The organism is Mesorhizobium sp. M0001, assembly GCF_040324255.1.
GTDB lineage: Bacteria > Pseudomonadota > Alphaproteobacteria > Rhizobiales > Rhizobiaceae > Mesorhizobium.
In genome coordinates this window covers 203,018-221,918 of the sequence record NZ_JAMYVS010000002.1, presented here as the reverse complement: position 1 = coordinate 221,918, position 18,901 = coordinate 203,018, and the positions used below count along the sequence as shown (strand labels likewise).

Annotated in this window: 9 protein-coding genes; 8 read left to right on the top strand and 1 reads right to left on the bottom strand. The window is 64.4% G+C overall.

All coding sequences use genetic code 11. From position 1 onward, the window contains the following. Positions 1-22 precede the first annotated feature (22 nt). The 7 genes from NKK50_RS06030 to NKK50_RS06000 are packed head-to-tail and all read left to right on the top strand — an operon-like array spanning position 23 to position 5,775. Positions 23-814, top strand: a complete 792-nt coding sequence (locus NKK50_RS06030; protein WP_023672946.1) for an ABC transporter permease — start codon at positions 23-25, stop codon at positions 812-814. Further along, positions 811-1,884 carry an ABC transporter ATP-binding protein gene (locus tag NKK50_RS06025; RefSeq protein WP_023835057.1) on the top strand — a complete coding sequence of 358 codons (1,074 nt, stop codon included), beginning with the start codon at positions 811-813 and terminating at the stop codon, positions 1,882-1,884. The genes NKK50_RS06030 and NKK50_RS06025 overlap by 4 nt, the downstream gene beginning before the upstream one ends. Positions 1,885-1,893: 9 nt before the next feature. Beyond that, the gene (locus tag NKK50_RS06020) at positions 1,894-3,168 is read left to right on the top strand and encodes a glycosyltransferase (RefSeq protein WP_023835058.1); all 1,275 of its coding nucleotides are present in this window, start codon (positions 1,894-1,896) and stop codon (positions 3,166-3,168) included. Beyond that, on the top strand, positions 3,165-3,515 hold the full coding sequence (locus NKK50_RS06015) for a cupin domain-containing protein (RefSeq protein ID WP_023672949.1): 351 nt from the start codon (positions 3,165-3,167) through the stop codon (positions 3,513-3,515). The genes NKK50_RS06020 and NKK50_RS06015 overlap by 4 nt, the downstream gene beginning before the upstream one ends. Before the next feature lie 21 nt (positions 3,516-3,536). Continuing rightward, the gene (locus NKK50_RS06010) at positions 3,537-3,878 is read left to right on the top strand and encodes a cupin domain-containing protein (protein WP_023672950.1); all 342 of its coding nucleotides are present in this window, start codon (positions 3,537-3,539) and stop codon (positions 3,876-3,878) included. Positions 3,879-3,901: 23 nt separating this feature from the next. After that, positions 3,902-4,246 (top strand): cupin domain-containing protein, encoded by a 345-nt coding sequence (locus NKK50_RS06005; RefSeq protein ID WP_023672951.1) that lies wholly within the window; start codon positions 3,902-3,904, stop codon positions 4,244-4,246. A gap of 20 nt (positions 4,247-4,266) precedes the next feature. Continuing rightward, positions 4,267-5,775, top strand: a complete 1,509-nt coding sequence (locus tag NKK50_RS06000; protein WP_023726406.1) for an aldehyde dehydrogenase family protein — start codon at positions 4,267-4,269, stop codon at positions 5,773-5,775. A gap of 55 nt (positions 5,776-5,830) precedes the next feature. Here NKK50_RS06000 and NKK50_RS05995 read toward each other — a convergent pair whose 3' ends face one another. Beyond that, the gene (locus NKK50_RS05995; RefSeq protein WP_023672953.1) at positions 5,831-6,370 is read right to left on the bottom strand and encodes an invasion associated locus B family protein; all 540 of its coding nucleotides are present in this window, start codon (positions 6,368-6,370) and stop codon (positions 5,831-5,833) included. Between the two features lie 270 nt (positions 6,371-6,640). On the opposite strand from NKK50_RS05995, the gene NKK50_RS05990 reads away from it, so the two are divergent. Next, the gene (locus NKK50_RS05990; RefSeq protein ID WP_352543178.1) at positions 6,641-18,835 is read left to right on the top strand and encodes a beta strand repeat-containing protein; all 12,195 of its coding nucleotides are present in this window, start codon (positions 6,641-6,643) and stop codon (positions 18,833-18,835) included. Positions 18,836-18,901 lie beyond the last annotated feature (66 nt).

Sequence of the window (18,901 nt, the reverse complement as noted above, 5' to 3'; positions counted from 1 at the left end):
CTCCAATTGTCGGAGGCCGGCGATGACCCATTCCTTCACCCGTACGCTCGGCATGCGGACGATCCTCACCCTCGTCTTCGCCTTCCTCTACATCCCGATCGCCGTGCTGGTGGCGCTGTCCTTCAACGAAGGCGGATTGCCGACGGCATGGTCGGGCTTTTCGCTGAAATGGTATGCCTCGCTGGCCGGCAATTCCGCAATCCTTTCCGCTGCGCTCAACACGCTGATCGTGGCGTTGGTCTCCACGGCCATCGCCACGCTGCTCGGCACGCTGCTGGCCATCGGCATCGAGATGCGCCGGCAATACGGCAGGGGTCTCGAGGCGCTGATCTTCGCACCGATGATCATCCCCGACATCGTCCTGGCGATCGCTCTGCTGTCGTTCTTCTCCATGCTAAACCTGACCATGGGCCTGCATACCATCATCCTCGCCCATGTCGTCTTCAACCTCGCCTTCGTCTGCTCGGTGGTGCGCGCAAGGCTAAAGAGTTTCGACTGGTCGATCGTCGAGGCCTCCGCCGACCTCGGCGCCTCGGCTCTGACCACCTTCCGGCGTGTGACATTGCCGGTCATCGCGCCGGCAGTGATTGCCGGCGCTCTGCTTGCCTTCACGCTCTCGGTCGACGAGTTCATCATCGCCTTCTTCACCGCCGGTGCCGGCCGCGCCTCGACGACGCTGCCGATGCAGATCTACGCCATGATCCGCTTCGGCATCACGCCGGAGATCAACGCGCTGGCGACCATCGTCATGGCGGTATCCATCACCGCGCTGACCCTGTCGCAGCGGCTCAACCGTGGGATCATCGGCCAATGAGCGAACCGCGCACGCTGCTGGCCATTGATAACGTTTCGAAGAAGTTCGGCCGGGTCACCGCCGTCGACGGCATCTCGCTCGACATCCGCGAAAACGAGTTCTTCGCGCTGCTTGGACCCTCCGGCTGCGGCAAGACCACGCTGCTGCGCATGCTGGCCGGCTTCGAGACGCCAACCGACGGCCGCATACTGCTCGATGGCAAGGACATCGCCCGGACCCCGCCCAACAAGCGGCCGGTCAATCTGATGTTCCAGTCCTACGCGCTGTTCCCGCATATGAGCGTGCGCGCCAATGTCTCCTACGGGTTGGAGATGGAGCGCTTGCCGAAAGCTGAAATCCGTTCCCGCGTCGAGGCCATTCTGGCCACCACCGAGCTTGTCCCCTTCGCCGACCGTAAGCCTGAGCAATTGTCGGGTGGCCAAAAGCAGCGCGTCGCGCTCGCCCGCGCGCTGGTCAAACGGCCTCGGTTGCTGCTGCTCGACGAACCGCTGGGCGCGCTGGACAAGAAACTGCGCGGCGCCATGCAGATGGAGCTGAAGCGCCTGCAGCACGAAGTCGGCATCACCTTCGTCATCGTCACCCACGACCAGGAAGAGTCACTCGTCATGGCCGACCGCATGGCGGTGCTCAAGGACGGCCAGCTGCTGCAATGCGACGCGCCGCACGCGATCTACGAGCATCCCACCGACCGTTTCGTCGCCGACTTCATCGGCGTGATGAATTTCGTACCGGGCAAGGTGTCTGCGGATGGCGTGATCGCCGCGAACGGCGCGCGCATCACCGGCAAGGTTCCCGCCAAGCTCACACCCGGCGCTTCCGCTGTCGCTTCGGTGCGACCCGAGCGCATCCGGCTGTTCCCGTCACCCGAGACCGCCAACCACACCGCCGGCACGGTCGAGGCGCTGGCCTATCACGGGCTGGACCTGCAGCTGCATATCCGCACGCCTCTGTCGCCAAAACCGTTCCTGGTGCGCGTCACCGCCGATGCCGCCGACCGCCGGCCGGTCTCGTCGGGCGATCAGGTCGAACTCGGCTGGGACGCCGCCGATGTCAGAATTTTTCAGGAATAGGAGAGCTTGATGGCGCAGAAGACGATCGCGTTTTTTCCCGAAGCGGCCTACGGCCCGGCGCTCAATTCGGTCGGCATCGCGCAAGCCGTCGAGGCGCGCGGCCATAGGGTAGTGTTCCTGTCCGACCCCGGCTTTGTCGATGTCTACAAGGGTTACGGCTTCGAAGCGCATCCGGTGAACTTGTCGGAGCCGATGCCGCCCGAGCAGATGGCGAAATTCTGGGAAGACTTCATCAACGGCCACATCCCGAACTTCCGCAAATCGCCCTACGATCAGGTCGACAATTACGTGAAGGATTGCTGGACCGCGATCGTCGACAGCGCCAAATGGGCGCAGAAGGATTTGCCGCGAGTCCTGGCCGCCATCAAGCCTGATGTCATTTGCGTCGACAATGTCATCCTGTTTCCGGCCATCAAACAGTTCGGCAAGCCTTGGGTGCGCGTCATCTCCTGCTCGGAAAACGAGATCGAGGATGAGGACATCCCGCCGCATCTCTCCGGTTGCGGCGAGAACGACCATGTCGGCCACCAGCGCTATCGCGATCATTTCAATGCGGTGATCAAGCCCATCCACGACGACTTCAACGCCTTCCTCACCGCAAACAATGAAGCGCCATACCCGGTCGGTCAGTTCTTCGAGGCCTCGCCCTATCTCAATCTCCTGCTCTATCCCGAAGCGGCAAAGTTCAAACGCCGCCATCCGCTTGATACGACGAAATTCCAGTATCTCGAAGGCTGCGTGCGGCAGGAAAAGCCATACGCCGTGCCGACCTTCGCCGAGAACAATGACGGGCCGCTGCTCTATGTCTCCTTCGGCAGCCTCGGCGCCGGCGATGTCGATTTGTTGAAGCGCATCATCACAACACTGGGCAAGACCCGTTACCGCGCGCTGGTCAATGTCGGCGGCTACAAGGACCAGTACACGGATGTGCCGGGCAACGTCATCGTCGAGAGCTGGTTTCCGCAGCCTTCGGTCATTCCGCAAGTCGATGCGGTCATCCACCATGGCGGCAACAACTCGTTCACAGAGTGCCTCTATTTCGGCAAGCCGGCCATCATCATGCCCTATGTCTGGGACGGCCACGACAACGCCACCCGCGTCCAGGAAACCGGCCACGGCTTCGGTATGCCGCGCTACGACTGGAGCGACGCCCAGCTGATCAGCAGGATCGAAGCCTGCCTGACTGACACCAAGATGAAGATCAGGCTGGCGAAGACCTCGGCGCAGATGCAGGCCCAGAACGGGCCTGAGAAGGCAGCCGGGCTGCTGGAGGCGCTGCTGTGACCTCCTCCGCCCCACACCTCTACCAAGCCTCCACCCGCACCGACCTCGTCGACTGGGGCGCCCAGTCCGACGCGCTGGACGGCGCGTCGCACTCGACCGGCAGGCTTGTCCACAAAGGACCCAACAACCAGCCGGAATCCGGCATCTGGGTCTGCACGCCCGGCCGCTGGCGGCTCTCGATTCCGCGCGACGAATTGTGCCATTTCGTCGCCGGCCGCGCGACGTACCGGTCGGATGCCGGGGAGGTGGTAGAAGTCGCAGCCGGGACCGTGGTCATGTTCCCTGCCGGCTGGACAGGCGAATGCACCGTGCATGAGACCATGCGCAACGTCTACATGCTGGCTTGAACAGCAACGGAGCTTCCCAATATGCCGACACCGCACTGGCCAAAGGCCTCGACCGTGAAACTGGAGGACTGGGGCGGGGGCAGCAACACGCTTGCCGGCTCGCCGCGCGCCTCGGGCAGGATCCTCTCGCAGAACCCGGACGGCTCAAGCGAATGCGGCCTGTGGTCGTGCACGCCAGGCAGCCGCAAGGTTACCTTTGCCGCCGACGAGTTCTGCCATTTCCTGTCGGGCCGCGGGACCTATGTCCGCGAGAATGGCGAAGAGATCCCGGTCGAGGCCGGCATGCTGGTGTTCTTCCCCGCCGGCTGGGCCGGCACCTCCACCATCACGCAAACACTGACCAAGGCCTTCATGTGCCGCTGAGCACTTTTTTAAAGGAAATCGCCATGACCACGCCCATCATGCAATCCCCGCTTGCCATCACCGACCTCGTCGACTGGGGCGTCATCCCGACCATGATCGAGGGCGTGTCCCACACCTCGGGCAAGCTGCTCTACAAGGGGCCGGAGGGCCGTTCGGAATGCGGCCTGTGGGTCTGCACCCCCGGCAAATGGCACTGCCATGTCACCCGCGACGAGTTCTGCCACTTCCTTGAGGGCCGCTGCACCTATGTGCACGAATCGGGCGAGGTCATCCAGATCGAGCCGGACACGGCGGCGTTCTTTCCTCAGAATTGGAAAGGCGTCTGCACCGTCCATGAGACCATCAAGAAGGTCTACATGATCCGCTGAGCGGACCTGAAAGGACGACCATGCAATTCTCCGCTGAACGGCCGGCTTTCTTCGTCAATCCGGACTACCGGCCGATGACCGGCACGGCAAAACCGGTGATCGATCCGGCGACGCTGGAGACCGTCGGCTCGATCTCCGCCGCAACGGACGGTGAGGTCGATGCGGTGCTGTGTGCCGCAACCACGGCACAAGCCGCCTGGAAGCAGCTCGATGCCAAGAGCCGGGCAAAGCATCTGCATGCGGTCGCCAACGCCATCGAGGCGGCGGACTTCACGCGCTGCGCCGAGCTGATGGTGCGCGAGATGGGCAAGCCCTATCCCGAAGCGATCGGCGAGATCGCCAATTGCGCGCCGATCTTCCGCTACTATGCCGAGATGGCGCGCGACGACGCCGGCAAGATCGCCGGTACGACGCAGGCCGGGTCGTTCCAGTATGCGCGCTACGAGCCGTATGGCGTCTCCGTGCACATCATGCCTTACAACTTCCCGATCCTGCTGATGTGCTGGACCGTTGCGGCCTCGCTTGCCGCCGGCAATGGCTGCATCATCAAGCCGGCCGAAGCCACGACGCTGTCGACACTCGATTACATGACCGTGTTCCGCTCGCTGCCCGAAGGGCTGGTCTCCTGCCTGCCCGGCACGGCCGCCACCGCGCAGGCGCTGATCGCCTCCGAGCGCACCCACGCTGTCGCCTTCACCGGCTCGGTCGCCGCCGGCAAAGCCGTGGCAGTCGCCTGCGCCGAGCGCATGAAGCCTTGCGTCATCGAAGCCGGCGGCAGCGATCCGCTGATCATCAGCGAGCACGCGCCGCTCGACGTGGCGGCAGCCGGCAGCGTCACCGCCGCCTTCCACCTGACCGGCCAGGTCTGCACCTCGGCCGAACGCTTCTTTGTCGTCGACTCGGTTCACGATCGCTTCGTCGAGCTGTTCGCCGAGAAGACGCGGGCGCTGCGCATCGGCAATGGCATGGACAAGACCGAGATCGGCCCGCTGGTCAGCGAAGCCGCCCGGGCGAAAGTGATGCGGCTGGTCGATGATGCTATCAGCAACGGCGCTATAGCCGTTGCCGGCGGGCGCATTCCGCCGGCGCACAACACTGGCTGGTTCTACGAGCCAACGATCCTGACCGGCGTCACCCCCGATATGGCGATCGTGCGCGAAGAGTGTTTCGGACCGGTCGCCGCGATCTGCCGCGTCAAGGATTTCGACGAGGCGATCCGGCTTGCCAATGACAGCCCGTTCGGCCTCGGCGCCTCGGTGTTCACCACCGACCTCGCCGAGGCGCATGAGGCGGCCGAGCGGCTCGAGGCCGGCATGGTCTGGGTCAACAACCCGCTGATCGACAATGACGCCTTGCCCTTCGGCGGCTGGAAGGCATCAGGCCTTGGCCGCGAGCTGGGACGCCAGGGACTCGACGCCTTCCGACGCTCCAAGATGGTCATCATCGACCACAGACCGGCGATCCAGGACTGGTGGTATCCTTACCCCGACAGCTGGTTCCGCGAGACAGGCGGCCGCAAGCACGTGTGAGCCCGGCCAGTCCATAACGTAAGCTGATGCTTACGCATCTGCCGAGATAGGCCGGCTATTTCAACGCTTGAAGCTTGTCGATCGCGGCAGTGAATCCGGCAAGCGAGACCGGAATGGTCACCGGCTTGCGCGTCACCGACTCCATGCCGATGTTCAGGTTGGTTCCCGATTTCATCGCCTTGACGAGGTCCGCCGACAAAGGGGTCGCGGCATAGGCGCCGTTCTGGTCGCTGGTCTGGATGGCAATGGTCGTCTTCTGCCCCTGGTCGATCTGGTACGAGGCGCCGGAAGGCAGGAACAGCCCGTGCGGCAAGGCCAGCAGCATGGCGAGGTTGCCATTGCCGTTGTCGCGGCGAACCGTAACGGTAAGAACGCGCTGCCCCGTCTTGGCCTCGGTAAGGTTTTGGGAGACCTGGCATTGAAGCTCGATGCCGGCCGATCCGCTGGCGCAGTTTAGCGCCCACGGATTGCCTTCTGCAGGCTTGGTCTCGGCAGATGTGGTTGACTTCGGCTCTTCGGCAAGCGCCGACCCTGCCGTCACGACCAGCCATAGCGCGCCGACCCAGGCGGCCCGGCCACAAACGGTTCTCAGCAATGAAGCCACCCGATCCTCGTCGTGTCAGGGTTTCGCCGAGCGCGTTGATACAACAGCCGAGCCTGGCGGGGAAGCCAATACGGTACATGAGCTCAGGCTAAATTACTGTTGCTGAATTGTCACAATAAACAACTTTGAAATCTTGTACGTGTAAAGCAAACAATCATGCTCGCTATACACTGGGATTCGGATAGTATTAGCGACGGAGCGTGTACTCGTCGGGGTTCGCAAGGGATGGAGACGACCGAGAAAACTCGGCAGATCAATGACATGGCGACGCACGGAAGAAGCTTCCGGGCGAATAGCAAGTATCGCCGGTCAGGTTTTTCCAGGCATCTCTGGAAGACGACTGCGCTGTCCACTCTGGCACTTGCCCTTTCCGGCATAGCCGCCCATGCCGGCGACACCGGACTGTGGCAGCCGCAGGTCCGCGCCATCATCGGCGCCAACAACAATGGCGGCAACACGGCGATCGAGGGTTTCCTGCCGCTGAAGCAGAACCTCGAATCCGTTCTCTTTCTCGATGTGCGCTCGAAATACGATTTCGACGACGGCTTCGGCCAGGACGTCGGCCTCGGCGTTCGCCGCATCGTGAATCCGGATCTGATGATCGGCGGCTACGCCTATCTCAACATCCAGAACCACGACAGTCACCAGTTCGTCGCCTCGACGCTCGGCCTCGAGGCCATCACCTCAAAATACGATGCGCACGTAAACGTCTATCTGCCGATCAGCGGCGACCGCAGCACGGCCGGGCAAGAGTCGAGCCTGTCGCTGGTCGGTCATCAGCTGATCGAGCAGATATCGGCCATCGCCCACCGCGATTACGCGGCCTGGGGCATCGAGGGCGAGGTCGGCGTTCAGGTGCCGCTCAACCTGCCCGAGAACCATTCACTGCGTTTCGATCTCGGCGCCTACCATTTCGGCGATCCCGACGGCGACGACGGCAGCATCACCGGCGCCAAGGCCGGCCTGGAATATTCGATCGGCGACGTCATCGGCAAAGGCACGTCGCTGACCTTCACCGGCGAGGTGCGCAACGACAACCGCGATGACACCCAGTTCGCCGGCAGCATCCGGCTGACGGTGCCGCTCAACGCTTTCGACAAGGGCTCGTCTTCGGCCGATGACGGCGCCGAGCCGGTCTATCCGGTCAGCCCCGGCCTGCGCAAACGCGTCAACGAGCGCGTGCGTGGCGACATCGGCGTTCGCATCGAGAGCCAGGACAAAGTTACCGGCACGTCGACGCGGGTGGCGATCAATGCCGCCACCAACACGGCATTCGGCCAGTTCTTCTTTGCCGATGGTGACAACGACGCGCTCGGCCTCGGCACGATCGGCGACCCGACCACGCTCGACAATGCGGTCGCCGGCGCCGGCGCGAACGCCGTCGTCGTCGCGCTCGGCGGCAAGGGCAACATTACGACAGCCGGTGTGACGCTCGCCAACGGCCAGACCGTCATCGGCGGTGGCGGGGGCGTCCAGGCGCGGCTCGTCGACGGCAGCATCGGCACCTACAATTTCGGCGGATCCAACGGCACCCTCCAGGGCACCAACCCCGCCAACAACGTCCTGACGCTCGCCAACGGCAACACGCTGAGCGGCATCATCATCACAGGCGGCAAGGACGGCATCTTCGGCAACAACATCACCGGCGCCACGTTGACCAACGTCACGGTCACCGGCACCGGCGGCCACGGCGCCGACTTCACCGGTACATCGACCGGCGTCAATGGCTCGAACTTCACCGCGACCGGCAACGGCCTCGACGGACTGCACATCGAAGGCGACGGCACCTATAACTTCACCGGCACGACGCTACTGCAGGGCAATGGCGACGACGGCCTGGATATAACCGGCCACGGCACCTACACTTTCGCCACCCTCAACTCGCTCGACAACAACGATGCCGGCATTACCGTGAAGGGCACCGGGGTCGCCGGCTCGATCACCATCAGCGGCGGCCAGGTGTCGGCCAACAAGGCGCTCGGCGACGACGGCGTCGGTGTCTTCATCGATCCGATCACCGCCCATATCGTGCTGGATTCGATCACCCAGACGGGCGGCGCATCGGGCGTCGTGCTCGAGAATCTTTCGGGCAGCTTCACCGTCAACGGCTCGACGACGATCTCGAACACGACCGGACCGGGCATCGCGATCACGGATTCGCCGGCCGCGATCCGCTTCGGCGACATCAACATCACCGATCCCGGCACCGACGGCATGGTGTTTACCGGCGTCAATGCGTCCGTCATCGCCGGCAACATCATCATCTCGGGGCTCGGCTCCAGCATCGGCCTCGACTTCTCCGGCAGCCAGACGAATTTCACCGCGCAGTCCCTGAACATAAACGGCACCGGCGGCACGACGTCCATCGGCATCGACCTTGTCCAGACCAACGGCGGCACGATCATCATCACCAATGGCGGCACCATCGCCAATGTCGGCACCGGCGTGCGGCTCGGCATTGCCGGCTCGCCGGCCGACACCGCCAACGCCCAATTCACCTTCGGTGGCGGCTCGATCGGCGGCAACCTCGCCTCGCTCGACGCACGCGGCCTCAATTCCGGTTCGGGCCAATACGCATTCGGCACGACGACGTTCAACGGGCCGCAACTGTTCGACCAGACGCAGCTGATCTTTGTCGCCGCAGGCGGCACAGGCGACGGTACCTCGCTTTCGGACCTGGCTTCGATCACCGACGCCGACAACAATACCGACGGCACCGCGATTTTCGTGCTGGTCAATCGCGGTGTCATCGACGACACCGACGGCTTTACGCTCGAAGCGGGGCAGACCCTGGCCTCTTTCGGCAACGGCCGCACCTTCTCGCTCGGCGGCCTGCCGATCAATGTGACCGGCGACAACGTCGATCACGGCAGCACCATCTCGGATGCGGCCGGCGCCGCAACGCTGACCGCTTCGGGCAGCGGCGACGTCGTCACGCTGGCCAACAATACCTCGCTCCAGGACTTCAACATCTCCGGCGGTACCGCCAACGGCATCCATGGCAGCGGCGTTACCGGCGTCGTGCTGACCGGCATGACCGTGTCGGGGGCCGCCCTCAATGGCGTGCTGTTCGATGGCGCCAACGACGTTTCCGGCAGCAATCTGAGCTCGACCGGTAATGGCGGCGCTGGGCTGTCGATCCAGGGCGACGGCACCTACAATTTCACCGGCACGACGACGGTGTCGGATAATGCCGGCGACGGCTTGCTGATCAACAGCAATGCCATCACCAGCTTCCAGACGCTCAACGCGACCAGCAATGGCGGCAGCGGCGTCCAGGCCACGTCAACTGGCACCGGCTCGCTTTCGATCGACGGCGGTACCGTCAACAACAACACCACATCCGCCTTTACGGCGTCGAATATCGGGCTCGGTGTCACGCTCTCCAACATCGGCCACGTCGGCGGCACAACCGGCGTCAGCCTTTCGGGCGTCAGCGGCAGCGTCAGCGTTACCGGCCCGACGACGATCGGCAGCACCACCGGCGACGGCATCTCGATCAGCGGCAGCACGGCAACGGTCGGCTTCAGCGGCGACGTGCTCATCAGCCAGGTGCTTGGCAATGGCATCGCGCTCAACGGCAACACCGGCGCCGTCAGCTTCGGCTATGCGGAAATCGGTGCGCCGGGCCTCAATGGCATCGACGTTCAAGGCGTCAACGGCACGATCAGCTTCGACTCAATCTATATTGGCGGCGTCGAGGCCACCGGCCTCGACCTGTCGGGCAGCCAGTCGGCCTTTAGCGCCAATTCGCTCACCGTCTTCGGTGGCGCCACGTCGACCGGTATCGACCTGTCGGGCACTACTGGCGGCTCGGTCACCATCGGCACCGGCACCATTACGGCCGACACCGGCGTGCAGATGGGCACACATGGCGCAGCCGGCACCACCGCCAACACCACCTTCTCGTTCGGCGGCGGCACGATCACCGGCACCACCGCTTCGCTCGACATGCGCGGCCTGATGGCCGGCAGCGGCACCTATGCCTTCAACGCCACTCATCTGGTCGGACCGCAGCTGTTCGATGCCGCCAACATCGTCTTCGTTGGCGCCGCAGACACCGGAACGGGCTCCGGCGCGAGCGTTGGCGACCTTATCAACGCCGACGCCGCCGACGGTCTGACGACCGACGCCAACACCATCTTCGTCCTTGTCAACAACGGCGCTGGAACCATCAACACCGATGCCGACGGCTTCACGCTTGCCGACGGCCAGCAGATCGTCTCCTTCGCCAACGGCAACACCGTCGCTCTCGGCGGGCCGCCCGCCAACGTCACCGGCGCCGAGGTGGTTACGTCGGGCACCCAGGTCGATCCGTTCGGCAATGGCGCCGCCACTCTCAACAACTCGGCCGGCAGCACCATCGATCTCGCCAACGGCAACCGCGTCGCCGACCTCAGCGTCAGCAATGCAGGTTCGGGCTCGGCGATCAACGGATCGAATGTAAACGCGGCCACCATCACCGGGGTGACGATCAGCAGCGCCGTAACCGGCATCGACCTGACCGGCGCAACGGGTGCGATCAACATCACCAACACGACGATGGGCGGCGTCAGCGGCACTGGCCTGCTGGCCAGCAACTTCGGCGGCACCGGCACCTTCAACAATTTGGACATCACCGGCGCCGGTATCGGCGTCAGCGTCACGGGCGGTTCCACGGGCACGCTGACCTTCGACAATGCGAGTTCGATCGCCGGCACGACGGGCACGGCGCTCAGCATTCTTGGAGCAACGCCTAACCTCACCTACAACGGCACCATCAATCAGACGAGTGCCGCGAGCGCTGTCATGATCAGCGGCATGACCGGCGGGTCGGCCACCTTCGCCGGCCAAATCACCGCCAGCACCGGCGCGGCCAACGCCATCGACCTGACCGGCAATGCCGGCGGCACGATCAATTTCACCGGCGGGCTCGACCTCACCACCGATGGCGGCCTTGCCTTCAGCGCCATCAATGGCGGCACGCTCACCGTCACCGGCACCAACACGACCGCATCTGGGCTCGGCCCTGTCGAAAACGGCATCCATCTCGGTGGCGCCGGCGGTTTGACCATCGGCGCAGGCGGCGCCATTTTCGACAGCATCACCGTCGACGGCTCAGGCGGCGCCGTGCAGACCGGCATCCTCATCGAAAACACCAGCGGCGGCAGCGTCACCTTCGGCGCTGTCGACATCAATCGCGTCGATGGCGACGCCATCCGCCTCACCAACGTGGCCAACGCCGTTACCTTCAATGGCACGACGACGATCGACACGGTTGTTGGCGGTGGCCCCGGCTTCGTGGTGCAAGGCAGCGCCGCGACGGTTAATGTCAACAATCTGGTGACGACGCTGGTTTCGGGCGACGACGTCAGCCTGACCAACAACACCGGCACGATCAACATCGGCGGCACCATCACCAATTCCGGCACCGGCAACGGCGTCGTGGTTTTTGGCGGCAGCGCCGCGATCACGGTCTCGGCCAACATCTCCAGCTCGGCAACAGCACCAGGAACGGCGGTCAAGATCGACGGCACCATCGGCGGCTCGGCCCAGTTCAGCGGCAGCGTCACGTCAACCGGCACCGGAAATCTGTTCGCCATCGGCTCGACATTGCCCCCGGCAGGCGGTGCGTTCAGCTTCACCGGCCCGACCCTGTCGGCGAGCGGTGGCGGCGGCGCGGTGGTCGGTGGCCTGATCGGCACCGCAACGTTGAATGTTACCATCCCGCTATCGATCACCAATGCCTTGGGCACCGGCCTGTCCATCTCCGGTGTCGCGAGCACCGCATCGGCAACCTTCGGGGCGGTGACCGTGACGGGCGCCGGCGGCATCGGCATCAACATTGTCGGCAATGCCGGCCCGGTGACCTTCGGCACGACCCAGGTCACGCTGGGCACCACGAGCGGCACTGCCGGCATCAACTTCGCCGGCACCAACAACGATGTCAGCTTCGGCACGACCACCATCGACGACGTCGGCGCCAACCAGACGGGCATCGACTTCAGCGGCTCCTCGACGACGGCCGATTTCCGCCTGACGACGATCACCGGCACGAATGACCTGACCTCGCGCGGCATCGACCTGTCGTCGACCACCGGCAACAAGGTCGTCACCTTCCTGGCGGGCTCCGAGATCAAGACTGTCGGCATCGGCGTCGACTTGTCGTCCGGCGGCACCACCGCGACCTCGGCCAACGCCAACTTCACCTTCGGCGACGGCACCTCGGTCAACGGGCTGCAATCCAAGATCACCATCACCGCGCCCGGCGGCTTCACCGTCAACACGGTCGGTCTCGATCCGACGCTCGGCAATTACGATTTCGACGACGTGTTCTTCACCGGCAGCGCCAACCTGCCCGTAGCGCCTGGCTCGGTCACGATGGTCTCGCAGTCGGGCGGGTTCATCGCAGGCGGGACGACCGGCAATCTCAGCCAGGGCGTCAACACCATTTCGCTTGCCGCCGCCGATGCGCTGACCGGGGCGCAGACCTTTGCCTTCGTCGGCACGATCAATCTCGGCGCCACCGCCTTCACGCTCGATTCCGGCCAGACGATCACCGGTTTCGGCAACAGCAATGTGGTTTCGACCGGCACGATCCAGCCGGCCAATGTCCAGGGCAATCTCGGCGCCACCGGTGGCAACATCACCGGCGACGAGGCCGTGGTCAGCGGCACCGGCGACTTCATGCATCTGCTCGGCGACAATGCCGTGCGCCACACCACCTTCGACTTCACCGGCGCAACCGGCGCCGCCTTCCTCGTCGACCAGAGCGCGGTCGGCTTCAGCAATGCCAGCGGCATCACCATCGAAGGTGTGACGATCAGCAACGTCGCCGCCGGCCAGACCGCCATCCAGGTTACCGGCCTCAATGGCAACCTGTCGGTCATCAACAACAACATCAACGTTGCCGGCACGCTGCTCGACGTCAATGGCGGCACCGGCACCCTCTCGGTGTCGCGCGGCTTCCTGCCCAATGGCGGGCCGGCCGGAACACTGACCGGCGGCGGCATCAATATCGCCAACCGCACCGGCGGCGCGGTGACCTTCACCGACCAGGTGACGATCACCGGGGGCAATGGCGTTTCGATTTCGGGCGGCAGCGCGGCAGCTGCGGTCAACTTCAATGGCGGCCTCGACATCACGACATCGCTCGCCACGGGCCTCAGCCTTTCGGGGCTGAATGTCCTGACCGTCGCCAATGCCGGTTCGACGACGATCGACGCGACGGGCCAGACAGCGCTGTCGCTGCAAGGCACACTCGGCGCCGGCGGTGTCAATTTCGACAGCATCACCTCGAGCGGCGCCACCAGCGGCATCATCCTCAACGGCGTCACCGGGGCGGTGAATGTCTCCAGCGCGACCAGCATCACCGGAACCAGCAGCTTCGGCATAGACGTCACCGGCGCCAACACCGGTACGTTCACCTTCGGCGCGGTGACGGTCAACAACACCGCCACGGCCGGCGGCGGCATCCATGTGGTATCAGGCACGGTCAACGTCACCGGCCTCGCCAACATCGATACGACGAACGGCATCGGCCTTTCGCAGAGCGGTGGCACCACCAGCTTCACCGGCGGCCTGACCATCGACACCACGTTCGGCACCGCCATTTTCGGCACCGGCGGCACGATGGGCATCACCGCCACCGGCGGCAGCGAGACGGTGAATTCGACCCTCGGCCCGGCGATCAGCCTGACCGGCGTCACCGCCACCATCGCGATCGACTCGACCTCGTCGGCCGGCGGCACCAACAATGTCAGCCTGGCCAATGTCACCGGCACAGTCGGCCTCGGGTCCGGATCGCTCACCGGCGCGACCGGTGCTGCGTTCCTGGTCAATGGCGGCGCTGCGACCGTCAGCTATGCCGGCTCGGTCACCAAGACCACCGCCGGCAAGATCGTCGACATCTCCGGCGTCACCGGCGGCACGGTCACACTGTCCGGCGCGCTCAGCGCCACCGGCGGTTTCGACAATGGTATTTATGTCCACGGCAACTCCGGCGGGACCATCACTCTCAGCGGTGGCACGAAGACGCTGACCACTGGCGCCAATACGGCGGTCGACTTGACGACCAACACCGGCGCGACGATCAACTTCGATACGGGTGGCCTGGTGATTACCACCACCTCCGGCACGGGCTTCAACGCCAGCGGCGGTGGCACGGTCAGCGTCGGCGCGCTCCTCAGCGACAACAGCATCACCACGACGGCCGGCGGCACCGCGTTGAACCTCAATGGCGTTACGATTGGCGCTGCGGGCATGAATTTCGACAGTGTTTCGGCCACTGCCGCCGCAACCGGCATCTCGCTGACCAATATCGCCTCGTCCGGCGGCGGGGCCATCATTCTCGGCACGGTCAACCTGCAAGGCATCACCACGCGTGGTGTCGATGTTTCCGGCACGCTTGGCGCGGCGCTGTCCTTCAACGATCTCGACATCGGCCTGAACAGCACCACGGGCGTGGCCTTCGACCTCAACGGTGCCACCATCAATGCGGCGGTGACGGCCAATGACTTCGATGTCACCAATGCCGCCGCCGCCGGCACCTCGATAGGCGTCGACCTGCGTGGCACCACTGGCGGCCAGACGGTACGCCTCGGCGATGCCGTTGTCGGCGGCGCCAGCTCCAGCATTGCCGGCGTCAACACCGGCGTGTTCCTCAACAGCGCCACCAACCTCGCTTTCACCTATGGCGACGGCGAATCGGCGACCGACCAGCTCTCGACCATCGGCGCCAATGTAGGCATCGACGCATCCAGTGCGCCGGTTGCCGGCACCTACAATTTCCAGGATGTGAACTTCCAGTCGGCTCCCGGCCTGGGCTTCGGAGTCGGCAAGGTCTATTTCGTCGGCGCGTCCGCGACCGGTGACGGCAGCGGTCGCGACCAGAACAATCTCGCGACGCTGGCCACCGCCGAAGCAGCAGCCGTGGCGACGGACATTCTGGTTCTCGTCAACGATGGCGGCACCATCACCGCGGCAGGCAGCAATGGCAACGACACGCTGGCTCTCGCCACCGGCGAGCAGGTGCGCGGCTTCGGCAACGGCAACATCAATCTGGCGCTGACGGTGCCCTCCACCATCCAGCTCGCCAGCAACAGCATCTCGATCATCGACCAGACGCCCAATGGCGCCGCGACGCTGACGACGAGCGCCGGCAACAATGTCATCACGCTCGGCGCCAGCGGCAACATCATCGACGGCTTCATCCTGAATGGCAGCCCGGCGGGTGCCGCGCGTGGCGTCAAGGACAATGGCGCGGGTGCTGCGAATACCGTCATCAGCAACATGACCATCAGCAATTTCGCCACGCAGGGTATCGAGATCACGCCGTCAAACAGCACGACGATCAACAACGTTACTTTCTCCGGCAACGCCAGCGATGTGTGGCTGAACGCGTCCAACACCACCATCACCAACGTCACCAGCACCGGCGCCACCGGCATTGCTTTCAAACTCGACAACACCACCGGCACGACGACGCTGACCAACGTCAACATCACCACGGCGGCGACCGGAACCGGCATCGCCTTCGGTGGCGCGTCGGGCGCTGGCGGCACGATTGCCGGTACCAATGTCGACATATCGGGCGGCAGCGGCCTTTCGGTGACCGGCGGCAACGCGGTGATCAGCTTCGACGGCGCCAGCTCTATCATCAGCACGTCGGGCGCGGCGGCCACGATCTCGACCCGCGCTGGCGGCAGTTTCACCTTCGCCGGCTCGGTGATCGCCAATGGCGCTGCCAGCGGCATTAGTATTTCCGGCGCGACGGCGGCCAATACGGTGAGCTTCACCGGTACGGTCGATCTCGGCACCACGACGCCGATGACCGGCACCGCAGTCGCAATCAACAACGGCGCCACGGCCTCGACCGTCAGCTTCGCAAACCTCGACATCGTCACCAACGGCACCACCGGATTCAGCGCCATCAATGGCGGCACGGTCAATGTGACGACCGGCACGGTGAGCTCCACTTCCGCGCAGGCGGTCAACCTCAACGGCATCGCCACCACCACCGGCATCAATTTCACCTCGACCAATTCGACCGGCGGAACCAACAACGTGTCGCTGACCAATGTCACCGGCGCCGGCACTGTCAGCCTCGGCTCCGGTGCGCTCGGCGGCGCGACCGGCGCGGCCTTCCTGGTCACCGGCGGCTCGGCCAATGTCAGCTATGCCGGCTCGGTCACCAAGACCACGGCCGGAAACGTCGTCAGCATCTCCACCCGCACCGCCGGCACCACGACATTGTCGGGCACTCTCAGCGCCACCGGCGGCGTGGCCAACGGGATCCTCGTCAACGCCAACACCGGCGGCACGATCAACTTCTCCGGCGCCAGCAAGATACTGACCACCGGAGCCAACAATGCCGTCGACCTGACGGCGAACACCAACACCGCGGTCAACTTCACCGGCGGCGGCCTAGCCATCACCACCACCTCCGGCACCGGCTTCAACGCCACGAGCAACGGTACTGGCACCGTGACCGTTATCGGCTCGGGCAACACGATTTCGACCGGCAGCGGCGTCGCGGTCAACCTTGACAGCGTTGCCATCGCGGCGGGCGGCGTGACCTTCGCTTCCACGAACAAAGGCGCCGGCGGCACCAGCGCCGTCATCCTCGATACCGTCACCGGTTCGGGAGCGATCGACCTCGGCACCGGCGCGCTGGTGGGCGGAACAAGCGCCGTGATCCGTATCGGCGATGGCCTAGGCACCGCCAACAGCGGCGGCACGGCGGCCTTCACCTATGCCGGCGCGATCACCAGCGGCAGCACCGGCCAGGCGGTCAACATCCAGGATCGCGCCCTGACCGCCGGCAACATCACCCTGTCGGGCAACATCACGCATAATGCGGCGGGCCAGATCGGCCTCCTGCTGGACGACAATGTCGCCGGCATCATCACCTTCTCCGGCGCGTCGAAGTCGATCACCTCGACCACGGCGGCTGGCGTCAGCCTGAGCGACAATACCGGTGCGACGATCAACTTCACCAATGGCGGGCTGGTCATCGCCACCACCAGCGGCGCCGGTTTCAATGCCACCGGCGGCGGCACGGTGACGGTGCAGGGCACCGGCAACACCATCGCGTCCGGCACGGGCACGGCGCTTAATGTCGCCAACACGACGATCGGCGCCGGCGACGTGACGTTCAGGAGCATTGCGTCCAATGGTGCAGCCAACGGCATCGTGCTCAACAACACCGGCACCAGCGGCAATCTGGTGGTGACCGGCACCGGCGCGACGGGGGGCAGCGGCGGCACGATCCAGAACTCGGCCGGCGATGGCGTCAGCCTGACCGACACTCAGGATGTCAGCCTGAGCAACATGATCATCAGCGACAATGCGGGCAACGGCATAAAGGGGCTGCGGGTCAACGGCGTGGTGCTCAACGGTCTGACCCTGAACAGCAATGCCGATGCCAACACCGAGTCCGGAATCCTGTTCAACGAACTTACCGGCAACGCCTCGCACGTCACCACGTTCACCAACCTCACGGTCTCCAACTCATTCACCCATAACGTGCAGGTCATCAATTCCGGCGGCACGTTGGCGAACCTGGTGGTGAGCGGCGGCACGTTCTCGAACAACGGCGCCTCGAACAATGCCGGCAGCGACTTCATCTTCGAGGCGGACGGCGCCGGTGTCGCCGGCGCGCCGACGATGACGCTGACCGTCGACGGCGCAACCTTCACCGGCAACAACGCCTATCCCGGACCGGGAGTCATCCCTGGAACCGGTCTGTTCGTCATTGCCAATGACGGCACCGTCAACGCTCACATCGGCGAGACCACGGGAAATCTATTCAACAATCTGAACAACGGCATCAACCTCACCCAGAGCAGCAATTCCGGCGCCGGCACGGGCGGCAATCTGAATTTCACCGTCCGGAACAACACCGTCACCAACAGCGACTCGACGGCCATCAACGTGTTCAGCAGCGGCGACCTCGCACGGACGCTTGACGGCACAATCGCCAACAACGTCATCGGTACGCAAGGCGTAGCAACCTCGGGATCGCGAACCGGCAACGGCATCAGGGTTGGGCATGAAAGCCTCGGCGTCGCCAAGGTGCTGATCGACAACAACATTATCCAGAGCATCGGCGTCAACGGCATAAGCGGTGGCGACAGCGTCTCGATCACGCAGCTCGTGCAGCCGGGCACCGTGCACGCGGCGGTCACCAACAACACCATTCGCGACAATGCCGACAGCCGCGGCATCACGGTCACCGCCACATTTGCCGGCGCTATCATCAATGCCGACGTTCATGCCAACACCATCACCAACGTCAACAACGCCAATGCCATCCGCTTCCTCGCGGACGGCCTCGGCGGCGCCGACGGCACGATCAACGTACCGCAGGCGAGCGAGGCCGGTATCGAAACCGTCAATGGCGGGGCAACGGCACTGACGGACACCCGGACGTTCTTCAACCAGCCGCTGCCACTGCTGCCTGCCGCGACACCGTAGTCAGCAACCTTGGATTTCGTCCTAGGAAATATATTTTATGAATCTGATATCGACTTGTTGTCTTAC